The sequence below is a fragment of the Mucilaginibacter aquariorum genome (genome assembly GCF_024498135.1).
In the GTDB taxonomy this organism is placed as follows: Bacteria; Bacteroidota; Bacteroidia; order Sphingobacteriales; family Sphingobacteriaceae; genus Mucilaginibacter; species Mucilaginibacter aquariorum.
The window spans coordinates 601070-627180 of the sequence record NZ_JANHOH010000001.1 but is presented as its reverse complement, the minus strand read 5'-3'; the positions used below and the strand labels follow the sequence as shown (position 1 = coordinate 627180).

21 protein-coding genes and 1 riboswitch are annotated in these 26111 nt (G+C 39.9%); of the genes, 6 read left to right on the top strand and 15 right to left on the bottom strand.

The features are described 5' to 3' along the window. Nucleotides 1-97 precede the first annotated feature (97 nt). The 12 genes from NPE20_RS02685 to mqnE all read right to left on the bottom strand — a co-directional run bounded on the left by NPE20_RS02685 (nt 98) and on the right by mqnE (nt 13002). Nucleotides 98-1345 (bottom strand): tetratricopeptide repeat protein, encoded by a 1248-nt coding sequence (locus tag NPE20_RS02685; protein WP_256537056.1) that lies wholly within the window; start codon nt 1343-1345, stop codon nt 98-100. Nucleotides 1346-1424: 79 nt separating this feature from the next. Continuing rightward, a complete protein-coding gene (locus NPE20_RS02680; RefSeq protein WP_256537055.1) occupies nt 1425-2534 on the bottom strand; it encodes a tetratricopeptide repeat protein in 1110 nt (369 codons plus the stop codon). Between the two features lie 3 nt (nt 2535-2537). Beyond that, nucleotides 2538-5177 (bottom strand): DNA gyrase subunit A, encoded by a 2640-nt coding sequence (gene gyrA / locus NPE20_RS02675; RefSeq protein WP_256537054.1) that lies wholly within the window; start codon nt 5175-5177, stop codon nt 2538-2540. Nucleotides 5178-5356: 179 nt separating this feature from the next. After that, nucleotides 5357-5755 carry a hypothetical protein gene (locus tag NPE20_RS02670; RefSeq protein WP_256537053.1) on the bottom strand — a complete coding sequence of 133 codons (399 nt, stop codon included), beginning with the start codon at nt 5753-5755 and terminating at the stop codon, nt 5357-5359. A gap of 2 nt (nt 5756-5757) precedes the next feature. Beyond that, complete coding sequence (gene hemF, locus NPE20_RS02665; protein ID WP_256537052.1) at nt 5758-6672, bottom strand: oxygen-dependent coproporphyrinogen oxidase; 915 nt, start codon at nt 6670-6672, stop codon at nt 5758-5760. 162 nt (nt 6673-6834) lie between these two features. After that, entirely contained in the window at nt 6835-8079 is a 1245-nt protein-coding gene (locus NPE20_RS02660; RefSeq protein ID WP_256537051.1) for an MFS transporter, read from the bottom strand. A 118-nt stretch (nt 8080-8197) separates the two neighbouring features. Continuing rightward, on the bottom strand, nt 8198-8395 hold the full coding sequence (locus NPE20_RS02655; RefSeq protein ID WP_067061679.1) for a cold-shock protein: 198 nt from the start codon (nt 8393-8395) through the stop codon (nt 8198-8200). Between the two features lie 231 nt (nt 8396-8626). Continuing rightward, nucleotides 8627-9103, bottom strand: coding sequence for a hypothetical protein (locus NPE20_RS02650; RefSeq protein ID WP_256537050.1), 477 nt, complete (start codon nt 9101-9103; stop codon nt 8627-8629). Between the two features lie 267 nt (nt 9104-9370). Next, nucleotides 9371-10177 carry an SDR family oxidoreductase gene (locus tag NPE20_RS02645; RefSeq protein WP_256537049.1) on the bottom strand — a complete coding sequence of 269 codons (807 nt, stop codon included), beginning with the start codon at nt 10175-10177 and terminating at the stop codon, nt 9371-9373. Nucleotides 10178-10343: 166 nt separating this feature from the next. Continuing rightward, nucleotides 10344-11087, bottom strand: coding sequence for a menaquinone biosynthetic enzyme MqnA/MqnD family protein (locus NPE20_RS02640; RefSeq protein ID WP_256537048.1), 744 nt, complete (start codon nt 11085-11087; stop codon nt 10344-10346). Between the two features lie 12 nt (nt 11088-11099). Continuing rightward, nucleotides 11100-11726, bottom strand: a complete 627-nt coding sequence (locus NPE20_RS02635) for a histidine phosphatase family protein (RefSeq protein ID WP_256537047.1) — start codon at nt 11724-11726, stop codon at nt 11100-11102. Nucleotides 11727-11808: 82 nt separating this feature from the next. Beyond that, nucleotides 11809-13002 carry an aminofutalosine synthase MqnE gene (gene mqnE, locus NPE20_RS02630; RefSeq protein WP_256537046.1) on the bottom strand — a complete coding sequence of 398 codons (1194 nt, stop codon included), beginning with the start codon at nt 13000-13002 and terminating at the stop codon, nt 11809-11811. Nucleotides 13003-13275: 273 nt separating this feature from the next. Between mqnE and NPE20_RS02625 the strand changes: the two genes are divergently transcribed. The 6 genes from NPE20_RS02625 to NPE20_RS02600 all read left to right on the top strand — a co-directional run bounded on the left by NPE20_RS02625 (nt 13276) and on the right by NPE20_RS02600 (nt 20505). Then, the gene (locus NPE20_RS02625; protein WP_256537045.1) at nt 13276-14391 is read left to right on the top strand and encodes a trans-sulfuration enzyme family protein; all 1116 of its coding nucleotides are present in this window, start codon (nt 13276-13278) and stop codon (nt 14389-14391) included. A gap of 116 nt (nt 14392-14507) precedes the next feature. Continuing rightward, the gene (gene tnpA, locus NPE20_RS02620) at nt 14508-14969 is read left to right on the top strand and encodes an IS200/IS605 family transposase (RefSeq protein WP_256537044.1); all 462 of its coding nucleotides are present in this window, start codon (nt 14508-14510) and stop codon (nt 14967-14969) included. A gap of 189 nt (nt 14970-15158) precedes the next feature. Then, nucleotides 15159-15270: riboswitch (SAM riboswitch) on the top strand. Between the two features lie 237 nt (nt 15271-15507). After that, nucleotides 15508-16821 (top strand): O-acetylhomoserine aminocarboxypropyltransferase/cysteine synthase family protein, encoded by a 1314-nt coding sequence (locus NPE20_RS02615; RefSeq protein ID WP_256537043.1) that lies wholly within the window; start codon nt 15508-15510, stop codon nt 16819-16821. A 79-nt stretch (nt 16822-16900) separates the two neighbouring features. Beyond that, nucleotides 16901-17956, top strand: a complete 1056-nt coding sequence (locus tag NPE20_RS02610) for a homoserine O-acetyltransferase family protein (RefSeq protein WP_256537042.1) — start codon at nt 16901-16903, stop codon at nt 17954-17956. Then, on the top strand, nt 17956-19188 hold the full coding sequence (locus NPE20_RS02605) for a homoserine dehydrogenase (RefSeq protein WP_256537041.1): 1233 nt from the start codon (nt 17956-17958) through the stop codon (nt 19186-19188). The genes NPE20_RS02610 and NPE20_RS02605 overlap by 1 nt, the downstream gene beginning before the upstream one ends. Before the next feature lie 117 nt (nt 19189-19305). Beyond that, nucleotides 19306-20505, top strand: a complete 1200-nt coding sequence (locus tag NPE20_RS02600; protein WP_256537040.1) for a glycosyltransferase family 87 protein — start codon at nt 19306-19308, stop codon at nt 20503-20505. 65 nt (nt 20506-20570) lie between these two features. On the opposite strand, the gene NPE20_RS02595 is transcribed toward NPE20_RS02600, so the two are convergent. From NPE20_RS02595 to NPE20_RS02585, 3 genes are read right to left on the bottom strand one after another with little or no spacing between them, the layout of a single operon-like run. Next, the gene (locus NPE20_RS02595; RefSeq protein ID WP_256537038.1) at nt 20571-22043 is read right to left on the bottom strand and encodes a dihydrolipoamide acetyltransferase family protein; all 1473 of its coding nucleotides are present in this window, start codon (nt 22041-22043) and stop codon (nt 20571-20573) included. A 57-nt stretch (nt 22044-22100) separates the two neighbouring features. Continuing rightward, the gene (locus NPE20_RS02590) at nt 22101-23336 is read right to left on the bottom strand and encodes a competence/damage-inducible protein A (RefSeq protein ID WP_256537037.1); all 1236 of its coding nucleotides are present in this window, start codon (nt 23334-23336) and stop codon (nt 22101-22103) included. A 2-nt stretch (nt 23337-23338) separates the two neighbouring features. Beyond that, on the bottom strand, nt 23339-26044 hold the full coding sequence (locus NPE20_RS02585) for a putative LPS assembly protein LptD (RefSeq protein WP_256537036.1): 2706 nt from the start codon (nt 26042-26044) through the stop codon (nt 23339-23341). Between the last annotated feature and the right edge of the window lie 67 nt (nt 26045-26111).

The window sequence follows — 26111 nt, the reverse complement described above, 5'->3', positions numbered from 1 at the left end:
TAGGAATAAATCTCATAATTAACATTATGTTAAGTAATAATTCTATTTTAAAGCCCACCTATCCAGCGGGCTTTAAAATATAGTATCTCCTATTGTATTAATTTTTAGGTAGTGCGTTTATTTGTGCTGTTATCTTAGCAATATTAGCATCATCTTTTTTGCCTTTATAATAAGTAAGCAAGTTATTTAATGCATCTGGCGATTTTGGGTTCAACTCAACTGCTTTTAGCAAATATGGTTTTGCCAGATCAAATTGCGCTGTAGCTTTAGCCATAGCTGCGTCATAAGCTTTCTGCTGGTTAGCAGGTAACTTATTAGCCGCGTTGTAGCTATCAATTGCCGGTGCAATAATTACATAACCCATGTTTAAATTGGCTTCAAAATAATTAGGGTCAATTTCAATCGCCTTTTTGTACATATCGGCGGCTTTTTGGAAGTTTTGTGCTTTTTCTGCTTGTAAAGTTGCTTTAGTAGCGGCAGGTGCTTTAGCTATTTTTTGTGTGGCCGCATCAGCAACTTGTGAATAAACTAAACCAGCATAATAATACAGGTTTTTGTTTTTGGGATCATTTGATATAGCACTTAAAATTTTATCAAGCACTTCCTTTTGCTTGCCTTGTTGCAGGCTTATTTCAATTTCAGTTCTTCTTAACTCAGCACTGTTAGGATATTTTGCCAAACCATCTGTTACGGTTTTTAGTGCACCAGTTGTATCCTTATTAGCTAAATATATACCAGCCAGCTCACCATAAACACTCTCTACTTTAGAATATTTAGTTGTAACCAGCTTATTGTAATTTGTAATTGCAGCCGGGTAGTTTTTGGCATTTAATGCTGCTAAACCGGTATAAAGTATTGCGTTAGTATCTTCAGGCATTACACTACGGTAAAAATCAAACGACTTGTAAGCTAAATCATACTTACCAGACTGATACTCCTTCACCCCTTTATTTAATTGATATTGAGCTAAAATACCATTGGCATTATCAATAAGCTTTTTGTTTTCACCTTTGGTATCAAGCTCTTTAGCTTTTTTTAGGGCTTCCTCTGCAGTAGTAAACAATGGCAATGAAGTGGTTGCTACCGTATCAAGCTGAGCCAGGGAACCGTATATATTAGCTTTTACTGCATAGGTTTGCGGTAAATTGGCTGTTTTTTGATTAGCAGCAGCTTTATCAATAGACTCTTTGGCCTTATTAAGACTTGGCAAACTTAAAGCCGGCTGCGTTTTTAAGCCCTCATATTTTTCGAATTCTGATTGTGCATTGTTCAACTCCCCTTTTTGCGCAAAGGCTGTTGTAGAAATGAGACCTAACAGGCCTAACATTAAGAATTTAATTTTCATTTGGTAAGTTTTAAATTGGTAATGATATTATGGCCGTTTGTGTGCTTAGTTACAGCCTATAATAATTAATTATAGTTTATTAATTTGTTAACTGTTCTAATTTATTGTTAACCCTATCCAGCTGATTTTGATTGCCGGTTTTTGTGTAAGCTAACTGCAAAAGTTCCAGGCATTTTTTATCCTGGGGCACCATTTCGTTTGCTTTTTCAAGCCACAATATAGCACTTGTTATATTTTTATCGTTATTATTATTTTTTTGGACGCTTTTCTTAAAGTATAATAAGCCTAAATTGAATACAGGTTCATAAGCTGTTCCGTTTAACTCAATTGCACGAAGGTATAATGATTCGGCCTTGTCATATTGGTTTAAATTATCATAACAATTTGCGGCTACAAAAGTAATATCGGGATTATTGATGTTATTATCAATTAAGGGTATTAATAAAGGTTCTAACGCTTTATAGTCTTTTTTGTTATTATAAATATTAGCCTCATCATGCAATAATTGCTTGTTTTGAGGAAGCAGACGCCTTCCCTTCTTTACTATTTGCAGGGCTTTTGCGGTATCACCAAGTGATTTATAAATGGTAGATGCGGTTTCCAGGTATTCTATTTTGGTGCTATCGGTACTAATAAGATTTGAATAATAATTTGCAGCATCCTGCAGGTTGCCTAATTTATTGCTGGTGTATGCTATATATGCATTTATCTGTTTGTGGGCAGGTGCATATTTCTTTGCTTTTTGAAAAGCATTAACAGCATTTTTAAAATCGTTGTTTTTAGTTAAGGCAAAACCTTTTCTGATATAAACATTTGCCAAACAACGTTTTGCGTAATCAATTTCGGGCTGGTATTTATATATTTTGCCCTTTTCAGAAAACTTATCAAGTAAGGCAGCGGTTTGGTCAAGAAACATTTCCGGCTGATTTAATTGGTTCAGTGAATCGGTGTATAAGATACTGGAGTTTACAATAATGCGGTAAACATTCTTCTCCAGGTCCGCAGAATCTTTGCGGGTCACTACTAAACTATCGGCGGATTTCTTGGCGTTACTTAAGAATTTCAGATCTCCCTTTTGCTTATAAAAAGCAAGGTTGTTTACCACAACTTTTAACGCTTCGGATTGGCCAAAGGCAAAAGATGCGGTAAACAATGCTAAAATCAATAATCTGATTTTTCGGCTTTGCATTATTTATTCAGTTTGGTCATCATCAGCAGATTCATCATCTGCGTTAGTTGTATCAATATCTGTGTCTGACTTTATTTCAGCATCCGGAGTTTTTGAAAGTACATCAGCATCTGTTTCGTCGGCAATTGCTTTATCTTCCGCCGCTTCTGCTAATACAGCTTCATCCAGTTCTTCCTCTTCATCATGCTCAATTTTAGCAACCGATGCTATCTCATCATTACCTTTCAGGGTAATTAACCTCACCCCTTGCGTGGCACGGCCCATTGTACGCAATTCGCTAATTGCAATACGAATAATGATACCCGATTTATTGATGATCATCAGATCCTCTTTATCAGTAACACCTTTTATGGCAACAAGTTTTCCGGTTTTTTCAGTAATATTAAGTGTTTTTACACCTTTACCACCACGATTTGTTACCCTATAGTCGTCAATATCGGTACGTTTACCATAGCCTTTTTCAGATACTACCAGTACGGTTGTTTCCTTATCGTCAATACTGATCATACCAACAACTTCATCGTTATCGCTATCTAAGCTAATACCACGCACACCGGTAGCTGTACGCCCCATTGGCCTAACAGTAGATTCGTTGAAACGTATTGCACGGCCCGATTGCAGTGCCATAACAATTTCGCTGCTTCCGGTTGTTAGCGTTGCTTCCAGTAATGAATCGCCCTCGTTTATGTTGATGGCATTGATACCATTTGCGCGCGGACGTGAATATGCCTCTAAAGATGTTTTTTTGATAACACCTTTGCGGGTACACATAATAATAAAGTTGTTCTCCAGGTATTCTTTATCCTTAAGCGATTTAAGCTTGATGTAAGCCTTAATGTTTTCTTCCTTAGGAATGTTGATGATGTTCTGGATAGCACGACCTTTAGAAGTACGTGTGCCTTCGGGAATTTCAAAAACCCTTAGCCAGAAACACTGGCCCGATTCGGTAAAGAACAGCATGTAATTGTGATTACTTGCTATCAATAAATGCTCGATAAAGTCGGCATCGCGGCTGTTACTGCCTAAAGATCCTTTACCACCCCTGCCCTGTCTGCGGTACTCGGTAAGCGAAGTACGTTTGATATACCCTTCGCGTGAGATGGTGATCACAACATCTTCATCTTCAATAAAGTCTTCGGTTTGCATTTCTGCAGATGAGTGTACCATTTCGGTTTTTCGCTCATCACCGTATTTTTCTCTTATCTCTATCAGTTCGTCTTTGATGATCTGCATACGCAGCCCTTCATCAGCAAGGATAGATTTTAAGTATTCGATAGTTTTCATTAAAGCATCAAACTCGTCGCGGATCTTATCACGCTCCAGTCCGGTTAAACGCCTTAAGGTCATATCCAGAATAGCACGGGCCTGTATATCGCTTAAGCCGAACTGACTTATTAAACCTTCTCTTGCCTCATCAGGTGTTGACGATGCACGGATCAGTTTAATAACCTCTTCGATATGGTCGAGCGCAATTAATAAACCTTCTAATATGTGCGCACGCTTTTCAGCCTCAGATAACTCGTATTTGGTACGGCGAATAACAACCTCGTGCCTGTGCTCAACAAAATGATGGATCAGGTCTCTCAGGTTAAGCAGCATTGGGCGGCCATGTACCAGCGCAATGTTATTTACACTGAATGATGTTTGCAGTGCTGTATATTTGTAAAGGTTGTTTAATACGATAGCCGCGTTCGAGTCGCGTTTTATCTCATAAACAACACGGATCCCTTCGCGGTTAGATTCATCGCGAATGGCGGTGATTCCTTCAATTTTCTTTTCGTTAACCAGCTCGGCAGTACGCTCAATCATTAGCGCTTTGTTTACCTGGTAAGGTATTTCGCTCACTATTATCCGTTCGCGGTCGCTGCCGTAAGTTTCAATTTCTGCCCTTGCACGTATTACAATACGTCCGCGGCCTGTTTCCAGTGCCTGGCGTGGCCCTTCGTAACCATATATTATACCTCCGGTAGGGAAATCCGGTCCTTTAACATAGGTCATCAGTTCGCTTATTTCAATCTGGCGGTTGTCTATAAGGGCGATGGTAGCATTAACAATTTCTGTTAGGTTATGCGGCGCCATGTTGGTGGCCATACCTACCGCGATACCCGATGCACCGTTAACCAAAAGGTTAGGGAATTTTGCAGGCAATACGGTTGGCTCCTGTAACGAATCGTCAAAGTTCAGCTGGAAATCAATTGTATCCTTATTGATATCGGCTAGCATCTCTTCGGCTATCTTTTGCAGTTTAGCTTCAGTATAACGCATAGCTGCCGGTTGATCGCCGTCTATAGAGCCGTAGTTACCTTGTCCTTCAACAAATGGGTATCTTAAGCTCCAGTCTTGCGCCATACGTACCATGGCATCGTATACAGATGTATCGCCATGTGGGTGATACTTACCTAATACCTCGCCTACAATACGGGCCGATTTTTTGTACGGTTTGTTATTTGCCAAACCCAGATCAAGCATGCCGTACAACACGCGTCTGTGAACGGGTTTTAAACCGTCGCGTACATCGGGCAATGCCCTTGATACGATAACTGACATTGAATAATCAATGTAAGCTGCCCGCATCTCTTCATCAATATTTATCGAAATTATTCTGTCTTCTTGGTTCGAATTATCTTCTGTTTCTTCAGCCATTGGTTTTTCTTAGTGGAAAATCTTAACAGTAAATGCGTATATAAAAAAGTGCTTTTATATGACCTGCGAAGTTATGAATTTATATGGTTTTTGAGGCATGTTTTTGCTAACATTTATACTTGTTTTCCACCTTTTTTACTATAAAACAATACTAATGTTACAATGTGGAAAGCCGGAGATTATTTAACTCTTTTCCAATACTCCTGCACCGTGGTGCCATTAGGTAAAATGCCGTTAAATGTTAGCGTATCGTTTTTAAGTTGGTAATGATATTTTAGCGTGATATTGAGCAGTTTGGAAGGTTCTGCACTAAATGTTTGCGTTTCAAAACAGGTATCTTGCTTTAATACATAATTACCCCGCTCATACGGAATAGGCTCAGCCCCCTTTTCAATAAATAAGGCATCATAGTGCTCCGCGTCGTATTTTCGTTGCAGTGTATAATCTTTTGATGCAGATACGGCCTTGCCATTATATATACCCCCGCTATATTCCCAGGTGCCCTTAAAAGAATCTTCTATGTTGAATGCGCACAATGCTATTAACAGCAAAAGTGCCGGTAATATCTTTTTAATCATAACTAAACCCAGTTAATGCCTTTTTTTAATAAGGACAAGGTTTTTTCTTCTTCGCTGCCCGGTTGTGCATGGTAGTTATACACCCATTTGGCTGTGGGCGGCAGGCTCATTAATATCGATTCGATACGGCCGTTAGTTTCCAGCCCAAATTTAGTGCCGGCATCATACACCAAATTAAACTCGGTGTAGCGGCTACGGCGCTGGTATTGCCATTGCTGCTGATCTGGCGTGAATTGTTTGTTGCGGCTGCGATTTACGAGCTCGGTATAAATAGGAATGAATGAGCGCCCTAATGCTTTTGAGAATTCAAAAACGGTTTCCCATGTAATTTCATCCGTAGCTGTTAAACGATCATAAAATATGCCACCAATGCCCCGTGTTTCGTCGCGGTGTTTTATGTAGAAGTAATTATCGGCCCAGGTTTTAAAACGCTCGTAAAAATCGTGGTTAAACTGGTCACAAACTTGTTTTAGCTGTTGATGAAAATACCGGGCATCATCCTCTACCACATAATGCGGTGTAAGATCTATCCCACCCCCAAACCAGCGTACTGGTGGGATATCGGTATTAAATGACGACGGCATTTCAAAATACCTGATATTCATGTGAATGATAGGCACCAGCGGGTGGTTTGGATGGATAACGATAGATATACCGGTAGCAAAAAAATCGTCCTGCTCTACATTCAGGGCTTTTTTAACAGTATGCGGCAATTGCCCATGCACAGCCGAAAAGTTTACGCCGCCTTTTTCAAATATATTACCGTTCTGGATGATACGTGTACGACCGCCGCCGCCACCTTCACGCTCCCAAAGTTCTTCCTCAAAGGTTGATATGCCATCTGTAGTTTCAAGCGCGGCACATATCTCGTCCTGTATCTGTTTGTAATCTGAAGCTATTTGTTCCTTGCTTATCATTAACTAATTATTGAATTAGTGATTTACTGAATTAGTGATTAAGGAACGACAAAACTAAATTTATTTACTGATTTAGAGAATTATTGATTTAATGATCAAGTACAAGTTAAGGCATTAAATCTTCAATCGCTAATTCAGTAAATCAATAATTCATTAATTGTCTTAACTGATCCCTGCTTCTTCTTCAATGTAATTTAAATCTTTGCCAAATGTTTCTTTTAGCTGACTTAACGAAAATAGCGATATAAGCGTTAATATCACCATCATAATATAACCGCTTGTAACCATGCCGTAATGCACTACAAAGGCGTTAAAAGCTATATTGATAGGTATTAGTGAACCACGCACAAAGTTAGGTACGGTGGTAGTTACGGTTGAACGAATGTTTGTGCCAAATTGCTCGGCCGCTATAGTTACAAATGTTGCCCAGTAACCCACAGTACAGCCCATAAAGAAACATACCCAAACAAATTTGTCATGTGTGATACCTGTCGATCCTAAATATATAAAGGTACTTACTACTGACAATATCAGGAACACCGCCATAGTTAGCTTGCGCGATTTGGTGATCTGCGCCAGCAGGCCGGCGAAAATATCACCAATAGCGATACCGATATAGGTATATAGCACTCCCTCGCCTGCGCTTAACGGTACAGCAGAGCCTAATGCCTTACCAAATTCAGGAGATAAGGTTACAAGCACCCCTACTACATACCAAAGCGGTGCACCTATTAATATGCAGTACAAATATTTCTTAAACCTTTCGGCGGTGGTAAACAGCATAAAGAAGTTTCCTTTTGATACATTACTATTCTGCACATTTTTAAACATACCAGATTCAAATGTCCCTACACGTAATAGTAACAATACAATTCCTAAACCTCCTCCTACTTTATAAGCAGTTTGCCAGCCATACTTGGCTGCCTCGTAAGCGGCCGCTGCGCCGAATAAACCTACTACAGCCACGATCATGGTACCATAGCCGCGTTTTTCTTTACTTAAGGTCTCCGTAACCAGTGTAATGCCCGCTCCCAGTTCGCCTGCAAGGCCTACACCAGCTATGAAACGGATTATAGCATAGGTGTTAACGTCGGTTACGTATGCATTGGCAAAATTGGCTATCGAGTAAAGTAATATCGATCCGAATAAAACCTTGATACGGCCCAGTTTATCGCCTATAATTCCCCATAACAAACCACCTAACAAAAGGCCAAACATCTGTACATTAATAATAAATTGCCCTTTGCTAAGCATATCAGCATCGGCTACACCAATATCATGCAAGCTGGCTTTACGTACTATTGAGAAAACTAAAAGATCATATATATCAACGAAATAACCCAGGGAGGCTACAAGTACCAGGAATATAACATTCCGCGAAACTTTTGCTGAAGTAGTATCAGTCATAATTAGGATAAGTGATAGTTTATTAGGCTAAGGTATAAAATGCTGGTAAAAACTGGTTTAAAATTGCATAAAAAAACCCCTGCATTTATCAGAGGTTTGTATGTTATATGGGCAGCTGTTAAACTTTTTTTACGTTTACGGCCTGTAATCCTTTTCTTCCTTCTTCTTCTTCGTACTCTACGTTATCGTTATCTTTAATAGCATTTACGCCGCCTTGTACATCTTTGAAGTGCACAAAAAGATCTTTACCGTCATCAGTAATAATAAATCCGTAACCTTTTTGTGTGTTAAACCATTTTACTTTTCCAGTTTTCATAATAATATTATAATAGTATTAAATAATTGTGTTAAGATCAGTAAGTAATTCAACTGAATATAAAAATGGTTTAATAATCAATATAGAATGTACAACTATCTGTTCAAATATATAAAATTATTAATAACCAAATAAAATTATTTATTAAGTAAAAATAAAATAAAATTAGTACAAAATAAAAAAGTCACCAGTGTAAACTGATGACTTTCAAACTTATATAGTTGGGTTGAATTATTTTACTTGTTGAAAGAAGTAAACACCGGCACTTGGGGTAACCCTTACCAAAACTTCTTCTTTACTGTTTTTCAAATCAACAAAATATACGGTTGAATCAAAGCTGTTATCATCACCAACTTCATATTTAATTACTTCGTTAGCAAAATAACCTTCGTATTTTTCACCTATGATTTTTCTTGCTTTTTCAGGCAATGCTTTGAATTGTACATTCTCGGTTACACCGATTAATTCACCTCTAAGATTGTAAAACGCTGACTTTTTCACGCCATCAATTGTGAATGTAGCTTTCTGGAATTTAGAACTAACTTTCCAGGTTACATTTTCAGCACCGATAAAATCGTTGTTGAATTTTGATGACACTACGTAAGATACGTTGTCTTTACCTTCTTCTGTTTTTGAAACCTTGTTAGCAGCAAAAACATTTGCTGTGAAAAGGATTGCTATTGCGGTTGATATAAATACTTTTTTCATGGCCTTTTAAATTTTAATTTATATAACAAATGTACGGTGCTATTGCTAATATTTATAATTATTGATGATTTTTATAAATATTTGATAATATATGCTCGTTTTAAATTAAAATCTAAAAAATAGAGCCTGTAGATAGTGTACTTTTAACAATATGCTAATAAAAAAGCCTTATACTTATTGTATAAAGTACACTAAGTTAATTTAATGTAAAGAGCGCCCGTGTTTATGACTTATTTATGACATAAAGCCACTTTTACACATGAATTATTAGCCGTTATCAGCAAAGCCGGGGTACAAGGTCATCCCCCCATCCATAAAAATTGTGGTGCCGGTAATATAATCTGCCTCATCTGAGGCCAGCCAGGCAGCAAGTTTTCCTATATCTTCTGGTTTGCCAATACGGTTATAGGGTATTAACGTTAAAAGCTTTTCTAATGCCTCGGGCGTTTGCCATGCCTCCTTGTTAATTGGCGTTTGTATAGCACCGGGCGCAATGCCTACCACGCGGATCTTGTTAGGGGCCAATTCTTGCGCTATGCTTTTCATAAACATGCTTATACCGCCCTTGCTTGCTGCATAGTTTACGTGACCCGCCCAGGGGATAACCTCATGCACGCTGCTCATACAAATTATTTTCCCGGCGGCGCGACTTACGCTTTCTACTACTCCCCTCTTAATAAATAGCTTAGCGGCTTCTCGCGAGCAAAGAAACTGCCCGGTGAGGTTGATGCTGATAACGGTATTCCATTCGTCTAATGTCATATCAACAAACCTGGCATCTTTTTGCAAACCAGCATTGTTTACCAGTATATCAATAGTGCCATAAGTTTCAATGATTTTGGCGAACATGGCCTGCACTTCGTTTTCCTTGCTTACATCAGCCTGATGGGCAAATGCTTCACCACCAAAAGCTTTTATTTCATTTACCACCTCTTCGGCAGCTTTTTGGTTGTGCACATAATTTACCAAAACCTTCGCGCCGGCTTGCGCTATTGCAATTGCAACACCTTTGCCTATGCCGCTATCTGCGCCGGTTATCAGGGCGACCTGTCCTTTAAGTTTTTGCTGATCCATAATGATATCGCTATGCTATATGCAATGCTAATATCAGGATATGGTTTTAGTTTTTTGAAGAATTGTTCGGGAGGTGTTTCTCGCAAAAACGCGATGTGTCAGTCTGAGCCTGTCGAAGACATAATGGTTCGACAGGCTCACCATGACATTGTTTATTGATCTCTAATTACAACGCTTTAATATAATCCAGAAACAAATGCAACGCTTTCTTTTTATCCTCGGTCAGGTCAAAATCCAGCTTGTGCATCAGGTAGTCTTCCAGATCAAAGTCGGCACGCTGTGGGAGTTCTTTTAACAGATCTTGCCTATGGGCAAGGCCGTATCTTAATGCCAGATCAAATTCTTTTATAAAATCTTCCGGTATGGGTTTGTTAGCTATCCATGCAGCAAATACAAAAGGCAACCCGGTAAACTTTTGCCATTCTTCAGCAAGGTCATATACATATTTGTATTGTTCTTTTTTGCCAAAGGTGCGATCGCCGATTTGTACAAAGGCGGTTTGGGCATCAGTTGATTGCGCATAATCCGACGCGTTTACAATTAGCTCGGGCTGCACTTCCCAGTAATTTTTGAGCAGCACACGCCCCAGGTTATTGGAGCTGCGCGATTCCGGGTCAAGCTGGACGCGTTTAACATCTTTTATATCGCAATTGCTGAATATAAATACAGAGTTTACCGCACCTTCGGCACCGATGCAATAAGCCGATACAATTTCCCATTGGGATAAATTTAATGTGGCCGCTACGGGTATTAAACCAATATCAACCACATCATCTATTAGCTTTTGGGCGCAGTCAGAAGGCATATCGAGGCTCAGATCTATCTTGTCTTTAATAGATGAATGTTGCAGGCCGTATAAAAAGGGTTTGGTGTTAGTATAGCTAACGGCAGAAATTTTTATCTTGTTCACGTAGTATTCTCTCTATGAGTTTTTTAAATGTTTGGCATTGTTGGCTTCAACAATTTCAAACTGGCTGCCATCGTAAATTACCTTGTATAAAACCAGGTTTTGATGCGGGAAACTATCCATTTGCGTAAGCGGCTGGTTGGTAAGTATGCACATCAGCAAACGCAAAGCACGGCCATGCATGCATATCAACACGGTTTTTTCCTCCGGATGGCTCATAATTACGTCAAGCGCCTCCAGCTGCCTTGCCTTAACTTCATTGGGGCTTTCGCCACCTTCAAATTTCTCATCAAGCTTACCATCAAGCCAGTCGCGCATTAATTGCAAAAACGCGGCTTTGGTTTCGGGGGTGGCTGGCTGGCCTTCATGTATGCCCCATGCTAACTCATCAAGACCGGCTAATTTTTCATAAGGCAGCCCTATGTCAATAAACTGCTGGATGCTTTGTTGCGTACGTTTAAGTTCAGATATGTATATTTTATCGAAAGGTACATCTTTGTAAGCTTCGTAAAACTGGCTTGCCTGGCGGCGACCTTCGTCATTTAGATCAGTATCCCTGCCCCTGCCTTGTACAATACCTTGTTTATTAAGGTCTGTTTGGCCGTGGCGTACTATATATAAAGTCTTTTCTATTTTGTTCATTAGTTCATTTGTACATTAGTTCATTGGTTTTCAAAGTTTAAAGCATTATACTAATAAACTGATGAACCAGTGAACTAATAACCTAATTTATGACAGGCAATTTATAAAAGCGCGGTTTTACTTCTTCCGCAAACTGGTAATCGTTATAATCTGTAATTACATTATAGAGCGTATCGCGCTCAATTGGGTAGCGACCCGCATGTTTTATCAGGTCTACCAATTCTTTGGTGCTCATGCCCGGGTTTTGCTCTTCAGCGCCCGCCATTGAGTATATTTTGGTAGTATCATCAAGCGTACCATCAATATCATCCACGCCAAAATTAAGCGATAGCTGCGCTGTTGTGCGGCTTATCATGGCCCAATAGGCTTTTATGTGATCAAAATTATCAAGGTAGATACGTGCAATGGCATAATTACGCAAATCTTCCACTACGGTTGATTCAGGCACATGGCTCATCTGGTTATCCTGGTTACGGAATTTTAGGGGGATGAATGTTTGGAACCCACTTGTTTTATCCTGCAGTTGGCGCAGTTGTTCCATATGGTCGATGCGGTGATGAAACTTTTCGATATGGCCGTAAAGCATGGTAGCGTTTGATCGCATACCCAATTTATGCCATTCCTCGTGTATAGCAAGCCATTGGTCACCAGTACATTTATCTTTAGCTATCAGGTCACGCACTTCGGGGTGAAAGATCTCTGCACCTCCTCCGGGTATTGATTCCAAACCTGAGTCCTTCATCAACTTCATACCCGTAGCGTAATCTATCTTTGCTTTTTTAAATATATAATGATACTCTACGGGGGTTAAAGCCTTCACATGCAGATTAGGCCTGTGTGCTTTTATCTTGCTGAACAGTTCACTATAAAAGGCAACATCATATTGCGGCAAAACACCACCTACAATGTGCACTTCGGTAACCGGCTGGTCATCGTATTTCTTAACAATATCCAGCATCTCTTCCATAGTGTACTCCCAACCATCGGCACGTTGTTTTAACAACCTGGAGTAAGAACAGAATTTACAATCGTAAATACAAAGGTTGGTTGGCTCGATGTGAAAATTACGGTTAAAGTATGTTTTATCACCGTGTTTTTGCTCGCGTATGTAGTTGGCAAGTACTCCCAGGTAGCCTAATTCGGCTTTTTCATAAAGCAAAACGCCTTCATCAAAAGTGATGCGCTGGTTATGAAGTACCTTCTCAGCAATGTCTTTAAGCTCGGGCAAAAGTTGGGGATTATCCAACAATACCCGAAAATTATCTGATACTTCCATTTAGAAAAATATTTGAGCAAATGTAGCAAATTGCATCAGTTTTAAAACGAATGCGGCAACTTAATGTGTGTTTAAACACAGAGTATGACAGTGTTTTTACAGAGAGAAAAAGCTCATAAGTGGAAACAGATGTGACATTTAGGCCATCGAAACAATCGTCTACCTAACCTTTAATATAAAGTTGGTTTTATGAATAAAATAGGCAAACACATTTAAATTGCTACTATAAATCACAAATATTCTTAGTTAATTTGGCGGCTTAGCTTTAATATAATGAAAATAGAAACCATCGCCATTCACGCCGGCAACCATACCGATGCCTCATCAAAAGCAGTTATACAACCCATTGTTATGTCTACCACGTTTGTGCGTGATGAAGATGGCGAGTTTTCATCCGGGTATTCTTATAGCCGTGCGGCTAATCCAAACCGCACTTCGTTAGAAAACGTATTGGCTCAGTTAGAGAGTGGTGTTGAGGCGGCAGCATTTTCATCAGGTAATGCGGCGGGCATGTCGGTATTTCAATCGTTAGAGCCGGGCACACATATTATTTGCCCCGATGATATGTATCATGGGCTGCGTAATCAGCTAAAAATGCTTTTTGCAGGTATTTTGGAGTTCGATTTTATTGATGTGAATGATAGCGATGTTTTAAATGCCCATATAAAACCAAATACCGGTGTAATATGGATAGAGACACCATCTAACCCGCTATTAAAAATTACCGATATAAAAAAAGTAGTAAGCATAGCCCGTGGGCGTAATATAAAAGTGGTTTGCGATAATACATTTGCCACTCCACTTTGCCAGCAAGCTATAGCTTTAGGTGCCGATATAGTGATGCATTCATCAACCAAATATTTTGGCGGCCATAGCGATTTGATGGGTGGCGTGCTTATTACCGCCGAAAAAAACGACTGGTGGCAAAAAATACGCGATATACAAACCATGGGTGGTGCAATCCCCTCTCCTATGGATTGCTATTATTTGGTACGCAGTATTAAAACCCTGCCTTATCGTGTGCGTGGCCATGTGCACAATGCACAACTATTGGCCGAATTTTTGGAAAGCCATCCACATGTAGAGAGCGTAATGTACCCAGGTTTATCCTCACATCCACAGCATGAAATTGCCAAAGTGCAAATGAGCGGTTTTGGGGCAATGCTATCATTTACCTTAAAAGGTGGCGAAGAAGAAGCCAAAAAAGTAGTTAATTCCGTAAAAATATTTGCCCGCGCTACCAGCTTGGGTGGTGTAGAAAGTTTAATAGAACACCGTGCATCTGTTGAGGGGCCGGATACAAAAACGCCGTTTAACCTGTTAAGGGTATCAGTTGGGTTAGAGCATATTGATGATCTGATAGGCGATTTAACGCAGGCAATGGCGTAGGTTATTTATTCAGTAAGATCGAATCAGGGTTGTTCCGTAGGAACATTTCGTTGGTAGCAAAAATGGAGTATTTTTATTTCGTTCCGTAGGAACGATTGATACAATAGTTATAGACAGTGGCAAACACATACACTCAACTTCATATCCAATTTGTTTTCGCGGTAAAATATAGGGGTGCTCTCATAGGCGATGAGTGGAAAGGACGTTTACATCAATATATTACCGGTATCTTCCAAAAGAACGAACATAAAGTGCTCCAAATAAATAGTGTGTCTGATCATATTCATATTTTTATAGGTATGAGGCCACATCAATCGGTATCAGCCTTAATTCAAAATGTAAAAACTGAGAGCAGTAAATGGATAAAAGAACAAAAGTTTTGCTCTCAACCTTTCGCTTGGCAGGAAGGTTACGGCGCGTTCTCCTATTCAAAGAGCCAAATACCTACGGTTGTTAATTATATTAAAAATCAAGAATTGCACCACAAAAAGGAGACATTTTTAGAAGAATACCGAAAGTTCTTAATTGCGTTTGAAATTGAATGGGATGAAAAATACATCTTTAACGAACCTGAATAACACCAGGCGTTCCGCTGTAACGCTGCTTAATTACCCTTAATATTCTACCAACGAATTGTTCCTACGGAACATGATCTATTAGCCGAAACGCATTAATTAAAATTAAATTTGGAATTTAATTATCGTTTATTCTATATTTGAAACATTATTTGGTAGTAATACCTTGATCAATTCCCTCACACGGATTTTGATTTATAAAGAAGCGGCGAGAGATCAGGCTCGAAAACCCGCTGGCAACCCTACAAGGTGTAGAAGGTGCCAATTCCTGTCCCGGAGAATAGTTAACCGGGGGATATAAATTTTTAATCATGAAAACTCTGATTTACGTACATCACAACTCCTTGCAGGCTCAAACGGCCACGCTATCAGTATACAAACAACTTTCTTCTGGTTGTATTTGTATGTGTTGCTGCTGCTGTTGATGCAGTACACGTCCCCTTTTTCTATTTCCTGAAAAAACACGTGATACCACTTTAGGATAGTATTATCCTGTTGTAATCGTTAACATTTCATTTAATTACCCCTTAAACTACAGAACATGTCTAACTTAAAATTTGAAACACTGCAATTGCATGCTGGTCAGGAAGTTGACGCTACAACAGGAGCCCGTGCTGTACCTATATATCAAACCACTTCATACGTCTTTAATAATGCCGAACATGGCGCGAACCTATTTGCGCTAAAAGAGTTTGGCAATATATATACCCGGTTAATGAACCCCACTACCGATGTTTTTGAAAAGCGTATCGCTGCCCTTGAAGGTGGTGTAGCGGCTTTGGCAACAGCATCTGGCCAGGCGGCTCAATTTTTAGCCCTGAACAATATTTTACAAGTAGGCGATAACTTTGTTACCTCTCCTTTTCTGTATGGTGGTACTTATAACCAGTTTAAAGTTTCCTTTAAGCGCCTGGGTATCGACGTTCGTTTTGCGAAAGACGATAGTGCCGAAAATATTGAGAAATTGATTGACGATAAAACTAAAGCCATTTTTGTGGAAACCATTGGTAACCCCGGCTTTAACATACCCGACTTTGAAAAGCTTGCCGAATTGGCCAAAAAGTACGATTTACCGTTGATTGTAGATAACACTTTTGCCGCAGGCGGATATTTGTTTCGCCCGTTACAACATGGTGCCAATGTAGTCGTAGAGTCTACCACCAAATGGATAAACGGCCACGGTACCAGCATTGGCGGTGCTATTATTGATGGCGGTAACTACAATTGGGGTAATGGAAAATTCCCGCAGTTTACCCAGCCGAGCGAAGGTTACCACGGTTTAATATTTAACGATGTATTTGGCATCGGCGGGCCTTTTGGTAATATTCAATTTATAATTCGTGCACGTGTAGAAGGCTTGCGTGATTTTGGCCCCGCGCAATCACCATTTAACTCATGGCTTAATATCCAGGGTTTGGAGACCCTTTCACTACGCGTACAACGCCATGTAGATAACGCCCTTGAATTGGCCAAATGGCTGGAACAACATCCGCAGGTAGAATCTGTTAACTACCCGGGGTTAGAGTCATCCCCTCATCATGTACTTGCCAAAAAGTACCTGAAAAATGGCTTCGGCGCTGTATTATCCTTTAAAATTAAGGGCGGTAAAGAAAACGCAAATAACTTTATAGATAGCCTTAAACTGGTTAGCCATTTAGCCAATGTAGGCGATGCTAAAACCTTAATTATACAACCCGCTGCAACTACGCACCAACAACTGTCAGACGAGGAACAATTATCTGCAGGTGTTTTACCGGGGCAACTACGCGTGGCGGTTGGTATTGAACATATTGATGATATTAAAGCTGATTTTGAACAGGCATTTGCCAAAATAAAAGAGCTGGAGTTAGTATAGATTTTTTTAGTTTTTTAAGTGATGTTATTAGGGGGTAGTTGTTTAGCCAACTACTCCCAAAATAACCAAAAAGTAACAAATGAGCACACAAAGTTTTACATATACAGGAACGTTTGAGCTGGAATCCGGCCAAAAATTGCAAGGACTTGAAATCGGCTTTAATACCTATGGAAGCCTCAATGAAAATCGGGACAATGTAGTGTGGGTATGCCATGCCCTCACTGCAAATTCCGATGTTTTTGATTGGTGGAAAGGCTTTTTTGGTACCGAGGATCACTTTAACCCTAAAGATCATTTTATAGTTTGTGCTAATGTTTTGGGTTCGCCCTATGGCACACTAAGTCCCTTAAGTATAAACCCGGCAACCGGCCAGCCGTATTATTTAGCTTTCCCCGAGTTTACTATAAGGGATATCGTAAAAGCGCATAAACTATTGGCTGATCATTTAGAGATAGATCAGATCGAGATATTACTTGGTGGATCATTAGGTGGCCAGCAGGCTATTGAATGGAGTATTATTGAGCCGGATCGCATCAAAAACCTGATACTGATAGCTACAAATGCCAAACATTCGCCATGGGGCATTGCCTTCAACGAATCGCAACGTTTAGCAATAAGTGCCGACCGTACCTTTTATGCGGGTGCACCTGATGGTGGCAGTAAAGGCTTAAAAGCCGCGCGCAGTATAGCCCTTCTATCCTACCGTAGTTATAAAACTTACGATATTACCCAACAGGAAGAGCAGAGCGATGTTATTGATAATTTTAAAGCGTCAACTTATCAAAACTACCAGGGCCAAAAACTCGTAAACAGGTTTAATGCTTATAGCTACTGGTACCTATCAAAGTCCATGGACTCGCACAACATTGGTCGTGGCAGGCATGGTATTGATAAGGCTTTGAGCCTGATAAAAGCCCGTACGTTGGTTATTGGTATAAAATCTGACGTATTGTTCCCTATCGAGGAGCAACAATATCTGTTCAGGCATATACCAAAATCGGCCTTTGCCGAACTGGATTCGTTTTACGGGCACGACGGGTTTTTAATTGAAACAGAAGATTTAACAAATATTATCACATCGTTTTTTAAAACCGATGTAAAAGGAAAAATTATAGAACTGCAAAAAATTGCTTAATGAGTAAAAAACTAAACATAGGCCTCTTCGGGTTTGGAGTTGTAGGCCAGGGATTGTACGATATTATCAAAACAAAGAACCTAAATCTCGAAATTGTAAAAATCGCTATCAAAAATCCGGACAAAGAGCGATCGTTACCTAATGAGCTTTTTACAACCGATAGAGATGAAATACTGAATAACCCGGAAATCAACACCGTGGTTGAACTGATAAACGATACCGAAGCAGCCTTCGAGATCGTGTCGCGTGCATTAAGCTCAGGCAAAAATGTGGTGTCATCCAGTAAAAAAATGGTAGCCACTTACTTAAATGAACTGATAGAACTGCAGCACAAACATGGAACCTCATTATTGTATGAAGGAGCAGTTTGCGGCAGTATCCCTATTATTCGTAACCTGGAGGAATATTATGATAATGAATTACTGCATTCTATAAGCGGTATATTCAATGGTTCATCAAATTACATCTTATCTAAGGGGTATTTAGAAAATCTTGATTACGATACCGCCCTTAAACAGGCGCAGGACCTTGGTTTTGCAGAAACCGACCCAACTATGGATGTTGGTGGATACGATGCTAAATTCAAACTGATTATAGCCGCAGCACATGCATATGGTGTTGTTATCAATCCAGATGATGTACTTAACATTGGTATTCAAAACCTGTCGCCTAATGATCTGCAATATGCCCGCGAAAAGAAGTTAAAGATAAAACTGGTACCTGTAGCCAAAGAATTGGATGACAGGCATGTCGCCCTTTTTGTATTACCAAAATTTGTAAACGAAACAGAGTTTTTATACAATGTAGAATATGAATACAACGGTGTGACTGTACAGGCCGCTTTTGCCGATCAGCAATTCTTTTTTGGTAAAGGTGCTGGTGGGCACCCAACTGGTTCGGCTGTATTATCAGATATCGCGGCGTTACGTTATGACTATCAGTACGAATACAAAAAAGCCAAAGAAGTAAGTAACCTACGGTTCACTAATAATGTAGATGTAAATATTTACCTGCGTTATGAGGATGAAGATCTGGTTGAAGCCTTAGAGTTTGAACACATTCACGAACGTTTTTATTCAGGTAGCTATAAATTTGTTATTGGAAAGATAAACCTGCAAAAACTTATTGATAACCAGGAACGCATAGCAGAAAACAAAGCTTTTGTGGCATTTGCAGACCAGCTAACAGGAGTTACTTTAGCAAAGGAAAAACAATACGCAGCCGTGCTGTAATATATATAGCTTAAAATAAAAAAGAGATTGTAATTAACTGTACAGTCTCTTTTTTATTTTAAGCCATTCTTTATTTCTCTATGAGCATTATGTATTATTGCAAGCCATACGCCTTATATGCAAAAACTCAAAAATATCCTGTTTAACAAGCCCTTAATACTTACTCTTTGGTTTGGCCTGAGTTTTTTTGCAGTGGCTAAAGATGTTATTGTACATTTTTCGAATAAAGAAACTACGCACAATAACTACATTATTTATAAGCATAACTTTTTAAACCTTATTCATCAGCAAAGTTTATTTGGCCCCGAGCCACAGTATTACTTTGATCTTAACCACTACGGGCCGGTATTCGGTTTGGTGATTGCCCCCTTTGCTTTAATGCCCAACCAGTTAGGGGTTATACTTTGGGTAATGTTTCTGGCTTTTATTTTATATTATTCCATTATAAAACTGCCTTTAAACAACTCTCAAAAACTTGTGATACTGTTACTGAATATCAATAGTATAATGGGTTCATCAGGTAACGTACAGGTTAACCCATTGATCATAGCATTGGTAATTTTTAGTTTTATATTTATCAGAAAGCAGCAGGATTTTTGGGCCGCGCTGATGATAATTTTAGGTACCGCAATTAAGCTATACGGTATTGTAGGGCTTGCCTTCTTCTTCTTTTCAGATAACAAGCTCAAGTTTATCTTAAGCCTTATTTTTTGGTCGGCAGTGTTATTTGTATTGCCAATGCTGGTATCATCGCCCGGGTATATTTTAAAAACTTACCACGATTGGTATCCCGATCTATTAGCTAAAAACGCGACCAACCTTACCTCAACGCGGGGGAATGTAAGTGTGATGGGTATGATAACCAAGATATTCTTAGTGAAGAATTTATCAAACATGCTCATATTAATCCCAGCGATATTGGTATTTGGCGCTTCGATGCTTAGAATTAAATACTGGAGAAACCTGAAATATCAATTACTGCTACTGGCATCGGTTTTAATTTTTACTATAATATTCAGCACCAGTTCCGAACCACCAACCTATGTTATCGCATTTATTGGTGTAAGTATTTGGTATGTTGTTTTAGACCGGCCAATTACCGGTTACGAACGTTTCCTTATCATATTTGCCCTGGTGTTAACTAACTTCTCCCCTTCCGATCTTTTTCCGCGGTATTTAAGGGTTAACTACGTTATACCGTATGCTTTAATCGCATTTCCGTGCCTATTAATATGGCTTAAAATAATTCATGAAATGCTTACCCGCAATTTTGATAAAGATGCTGAAACTTTAAAGTTGGCAGGTTATGCTGATTAAGTTATAAAACAAAAGGGCTTCCATATATGGAAGCCCTTTTGTTTTATCGATTCTATATCTATGAATTATATCGTTCTGTTAATGTCCCATTTCTCCAGATAATGGGCTACCCTGCTTACAAATGACCCGCCCAAAGCACCATCAACCACACGATGATCATACGATAAGGATAGGAACATCATATGCCTTATGGCTATAGAATCGCCTTTTGGTGTTTCTATTACTGCCGGTTTCTTTTTAATTGCGCCAACCGCTAGTATTGCAACTTGTGGCTGATTAATGATTGGAGTACCCATAACGTTGCCAAACGAACCAACGTTAGTAATAGTAAATGTACCATCCTTTACATCATCGGGCTGCAGCTTGTTGTTACGGGCACGGTTAGCAAGGTCATTAACGGCTTTAGTAATGCCTATAAGGCTTAACTCATCGGCTTTTTTAATAACCGGTACAATGAGGTTACCACTTGGCAGCGCAGTTGCCATGCTAATATTGATGTCCTTTTTCTTGATGATCTGCGTTCCGTTAACCGAAACATTAATCATCGGGAAATCTTTAATAGCTTTTACTACTGCTTCTATAAATATTGGCGTAAAGGTTATTTTCTCGCCTTCGCGTTTTTCAAATGAGTTTTTTACTTTTTCCCGCCAGTTTACCAACTCGGTAACGTCAGCTTCAACAAATGAAGTTACATGTGGCGACGTATGCTTGCTGTAAACCATATGGTCGGCAATTAAACGGCGCATACGGTCCATCTCAATTATCTCATGACTACCCGAAACAGAAGTAGCCGCAGGTTGTGGGGCAGTTTTAGGCGCTTCGGCAACAGGAATAGCAGTTTGTGGTTGTACAGGCTTTGTCGGCTGTGATGGCGGCGCAGATATAGGCTGTTTAACTTCAGTTTGCTGCGGGGCCGTAAAGTTTGGTGTTGCAGACCCGTTAGTGCCACGTTTCTGAAGATAATTCAGCAGGTCGTCTTTTGTTAAGCGGCCTTCGGCACCTGTGCCCGGTATCTGATCAAGCTCAGCACTACCAACGCCTTCCTGGGTGGCTATGTTTTTAACTAAGGGCGAGTAAAAACGATTCTCGTACTTAACACCGCTAACGGGTGCAGTTTCTCTTTGTTCAATTTGATCAATGCCCGGTATAGCAGCAACCGGTTCAGGGGTTTGTTCTTCAACAATTGCCTGCGGTGTTGCTTGTGCTACAAATTGTGGTGCTTTTTCTGCTACAGGTTGTGGAGCAGCTTCTGGGGCTGGTACAGTTGCAGCCGGCGATACATCATTGCTCTCGGCTACATCCGTTTCAATAATGGCAATTACAGAACCCACCTGTACCACCTCATCTTCTTTACAAAGCTGTTCAACTAATTTTCCGGATACCGGCGATGGAACTTCTGAATCGACCTTATCGGTAGCTATTTCCATAACTGCCTCATCGGCTTCTATATAATCACCTGGTTTTTTATTCCATTTAATTATTGTTGCTTCCGCAACACTCTCACCCATTTTTGGCAGTAATAATTGGTATTTGGCCATATGTAAAAACTATAGTTCTTTGGACAAAATTATACAATTCAAACGTTACATTTTACTTTATTTTAGTAAAGTAATTAACATGAAAAATGCAGCTACGGCACTTCGCTCTATATTCTGTAAACGCTTGTTGCCAAATGTGAATTTCTTTACCACAGTTTTATTTGCATTTGCTACCGCGATCCATACGGTGCCAACAGGCTTTTCGTGTGTGCCGCCACCGGGGCCGGCAATACCGGTTATTGCTAACGCATAATCTGATTTAAATTGCCTTAATGCACCTTCAACCATCTCTGTTACAGTTTCCTGGCTAACAGCGCCAAACTGGTATAGGGTTTCATTTTTAACGCCTAAAGTATTTTCTTTCAGGTCGTTAGAATAGGTTACTGCCCCGCCCAAAAAAAACTGAGATGACCCCTCGTGCTGGGTTATTAAATGAGACACATACCCACCCGTGCAACTTTCGGCGACAGATAGGGTAAGCCCTTTATCAGTCATGTAATTTTGTATCACTTTTTCAAGCGGGATATCTTCCTGTGCAACCACATTGTGGCCAACTCTTTCAACAATACGGCTGGCAAATTCTTCTAATTTATCATTTAGTGAGGTTTCACCATCGCTATAAGCGCTAAGCCTTAAACGTACCTGCCCCATTTTTGGTAAATAGGCAAGCTTAATATTAGCAGGCAATTCGTTTTCTATATCTGCTATTTTTTCGGCCAGGAAAGATTCGCCCTCGCCAACCGTTAGTATGGTTTTATGAATAATAACCGGCAGCTTCAATGTTGCTTTCAGTTTGGGTATCACTGTCTCCTCCATCATGTACTTCATCTCGAAGGGAACACCAGGCATTGACACGTATATTTTACCATCAACATTAAACCACATACCCGGTGCGGTGCCATTGTTATTTAGTATTATCTCACAGTTTTCGGGAACTTCGGCCTGCTTACGGTTTACCTCAAGCAACGGCCTGTTATAACGCTCAAATATATTAAGTACATTGTTTAAGGCATCATCATTTAAAACCAGCTTAACATTAAAATATTCGGCAAGGGTTTGTTTGGTAATATCGTCTTTAGTGGGACCAAGGCCACCGGTAATAAAAATAATATCTGCACGTGATGCAGCCTCGGCAAGGGCTGTGAGTATATGTTGGCGGTCGTCAGATACCGACGAGATCTGTTTTACTCTTATACCCTCTTCATTTAACTTTTGGGCCATCCAGGCAGAATTGGTATCAACAATTTGCCCTATTAATATTTCATCGCCAATAGTTATTATCTCTGCGAGCATGTTTAATTAAAATTTTGATTATTGGTATAATCGCTGCGTTTACTTAGTTTAAGATCTTGTAAGATAGATGCCTTTACCTTTAAGGTAACGTTGTATGATTTATAAAACCCAAAGGGCAGCCATTGCACAGATAAGTCCCAACAATGTAGGTCGCGGTAGATAGCGAAAGATGTTGCATCAGATAGCTTTCCTGCTTTAAGATCGTAGTTGCTATTGTATTGTATTTTCCACTTTTGGGTGATGCTTACATCACCGCTTAACATTATTGTATTGCTTGATGAGCTGTTTATAATGTTGTTGCTGTAATTAAAGCTATAATTGAGGGATAAGTTCCAGGGGATATTAAAATCAATATACGCGCCAGGATCACTGTTTATCATTGCTAATCTCTGAGCCTGGTTGGGATCCATAGTTTGCAGGGTAGTACCAACGGGCACTTGGGTTTTGGGCCTAAAGGTCGCCGGGTTTAAACTGCCGCTCATAGAAAAACTAAAGTTAGCAAGCATAGGTAATTTTCCATCCTGCCAGCTATAGCGGTTTATTCTTCTAATATAGTTTTGTAAATTTCCGTTTGAAATTGAATCGCGCACTTGCGTAACATAAGGGTCAAATGAACCACTAAAGTTGATATTTACCTTTTGGTTTAATATCGCTGTATGGCCCGAAAAATTAATATTGGAAAGCTTCAGGGAATCGGCCGCGAAATTATAAAAGGTAGAAAAAGTTAAACCTTGCAGAATAGGTATCTTCCTGTCTATACCAGATGTATCAGTACTTTTTGCCTTAACCTTTGCTTCAATGGTATTATCGAGCGAGAAGCCTATACCTGCCTGTTTGCCCGGTGAAGGCCCGCCATAAACCGATTGTTCAAAAATTGAATATCGTTGCGCGTAATATGGATACGGAACGGTAGCGCTGCTAACGGCTGTTTTGTAATAGCCATAACTTGGGTCGCCAAAATCCGGGCGGTAGTTAAAGCTGATAGACGGTGTTGATACGTGCCTGATAGCTTTTATATTACCTTTCTTAAAAGGTATTGTACCATATACTTTGGTAGAGAAGCTTGCATTTAAGCTATACTCGCCTGCACGGGCAAAGCCTGCAATAGTATCGGTAACCGGTAATACCTGGCCGGCAACGCTACCTCTGTCAAATCTTCTGCGGATGGTTTGCATATACCAGCGCTCGGTATAATTCGCGCCTGTGCTAAATTGAAAGTATTTAAGTACGGTAGTGTTAAATGCAACCGGTATCTGATGTTGTAAGCCGTTTTGCAGGCGTTTACTGAAAGTGTTTGCTTTAAATAATTCAGATTCGGGGATATCGTTCAGTTTGTTTGTACCAACCAAACTGTAACCAACAGTAATACGCTGATACCACTTTTGCTCACCAACACGGTCTTTAGAATCAAACGGACTCAATGTTGACATGTTGAAACTGAATGTAGGCAGCTCCAGGGTAACTGTTTTTTTTGTAAGATCCTGGCTGTGGCCTAAACTTACGTTAAGGTTAAATGGCGTTCCGGCCCATACCCTTCCGTAAGATATACTCGATCTTAAATTGTTTTGTGTAAGAGATTCCAGGTTATAATTACTTTGGCCCGGGCTGTTTCTGTAAAAACTTTGCGTACCCGCGTTAACCGATGCGCTAAATGTTGTACCGGGGTTAGCATTTGGATCTTGCGAGTGTGTCCAGGCAACATTAAAATCTTTTACAGGTGGGTCGCCGGCCAGGCCATAATTATGCGAGCCATAGCTTAATGTTAAGTTGCCACCATATTTGTAGCGTTTTAAATACCGTATGTTAGAACTTAGCTCGTACGATCCTTTTGAATACAAGCTGGCCATTGTTGTAACATCAATATTATCATTTAAGCCAATATAATAACCCAGGTTGCGCAAATAAAAACCAAGCTTTGCATCTTCCCCAAACGTTGGTAAAATAACTCCTGATGTGCGTGAATCTGGTTTTGGGAAAAAGCCGAATGGGATAGCCAATGGTAAAGGCACTCCTGCAATTTCTAAATATGCCGGCCCCGAAATAATACGATTTTTTTGACCGATCCCCTTTGTAATAACTATGCCAAAGTGTGTTTCAGGGAAAGGCAGATCGCAGGTGCTAAAAATTACGTTTCGGTATGCAACCTCGGTTTCGTTGAGCCTTTTTGCCTGCCCGCCAGATATAAAGTTCCCCTCCTGCTCTGATGCCGGGTTCCATATCTTCCCTTTTTTGGTTTTGTAATCAAAAAGGAGGGAATCTGACGCAACCGGCTTTTCGGTGCCTTGTTTAGATAAAGGCCTGCCTACATAGCGCCTTGTTTTTGGGTCGATAGCACCACGGGCAAATATTTGGTGTTTGTTTTCATCAACCCTGATATATTCGGCATCCAGTTCAAAATCTTCATAGGTAACATGTGCCTTACCGTATAAGTATTTTATTTTGTTAACGTTATCTACAAATGATGAATCTTCGGCAACCGCTTTGCCAATTGATTTAAGGCCACCAGCACTTGGCGTGGTATCCTTTTTTGAAGAAAGAACTGAGTTTGGGGCAGTAAAGCTACGCGCCGATTTTTGGGAATTTGCAGCTGGTGCCTGGCTTTTAGTGCCGGGCGGTTTCTTATTCCTGGTAGAATCAGGCTTTATAATAGTATCTTTAACAGTTATATTCTGATTGCCCGTTTGTGCAGAGGCTATCTCATTAACCATTAATATAAGTGCAAGTAGAAAAAAAAGCCTAACTAATTTCAAAATTGATTATGAATAGTATTTTTGC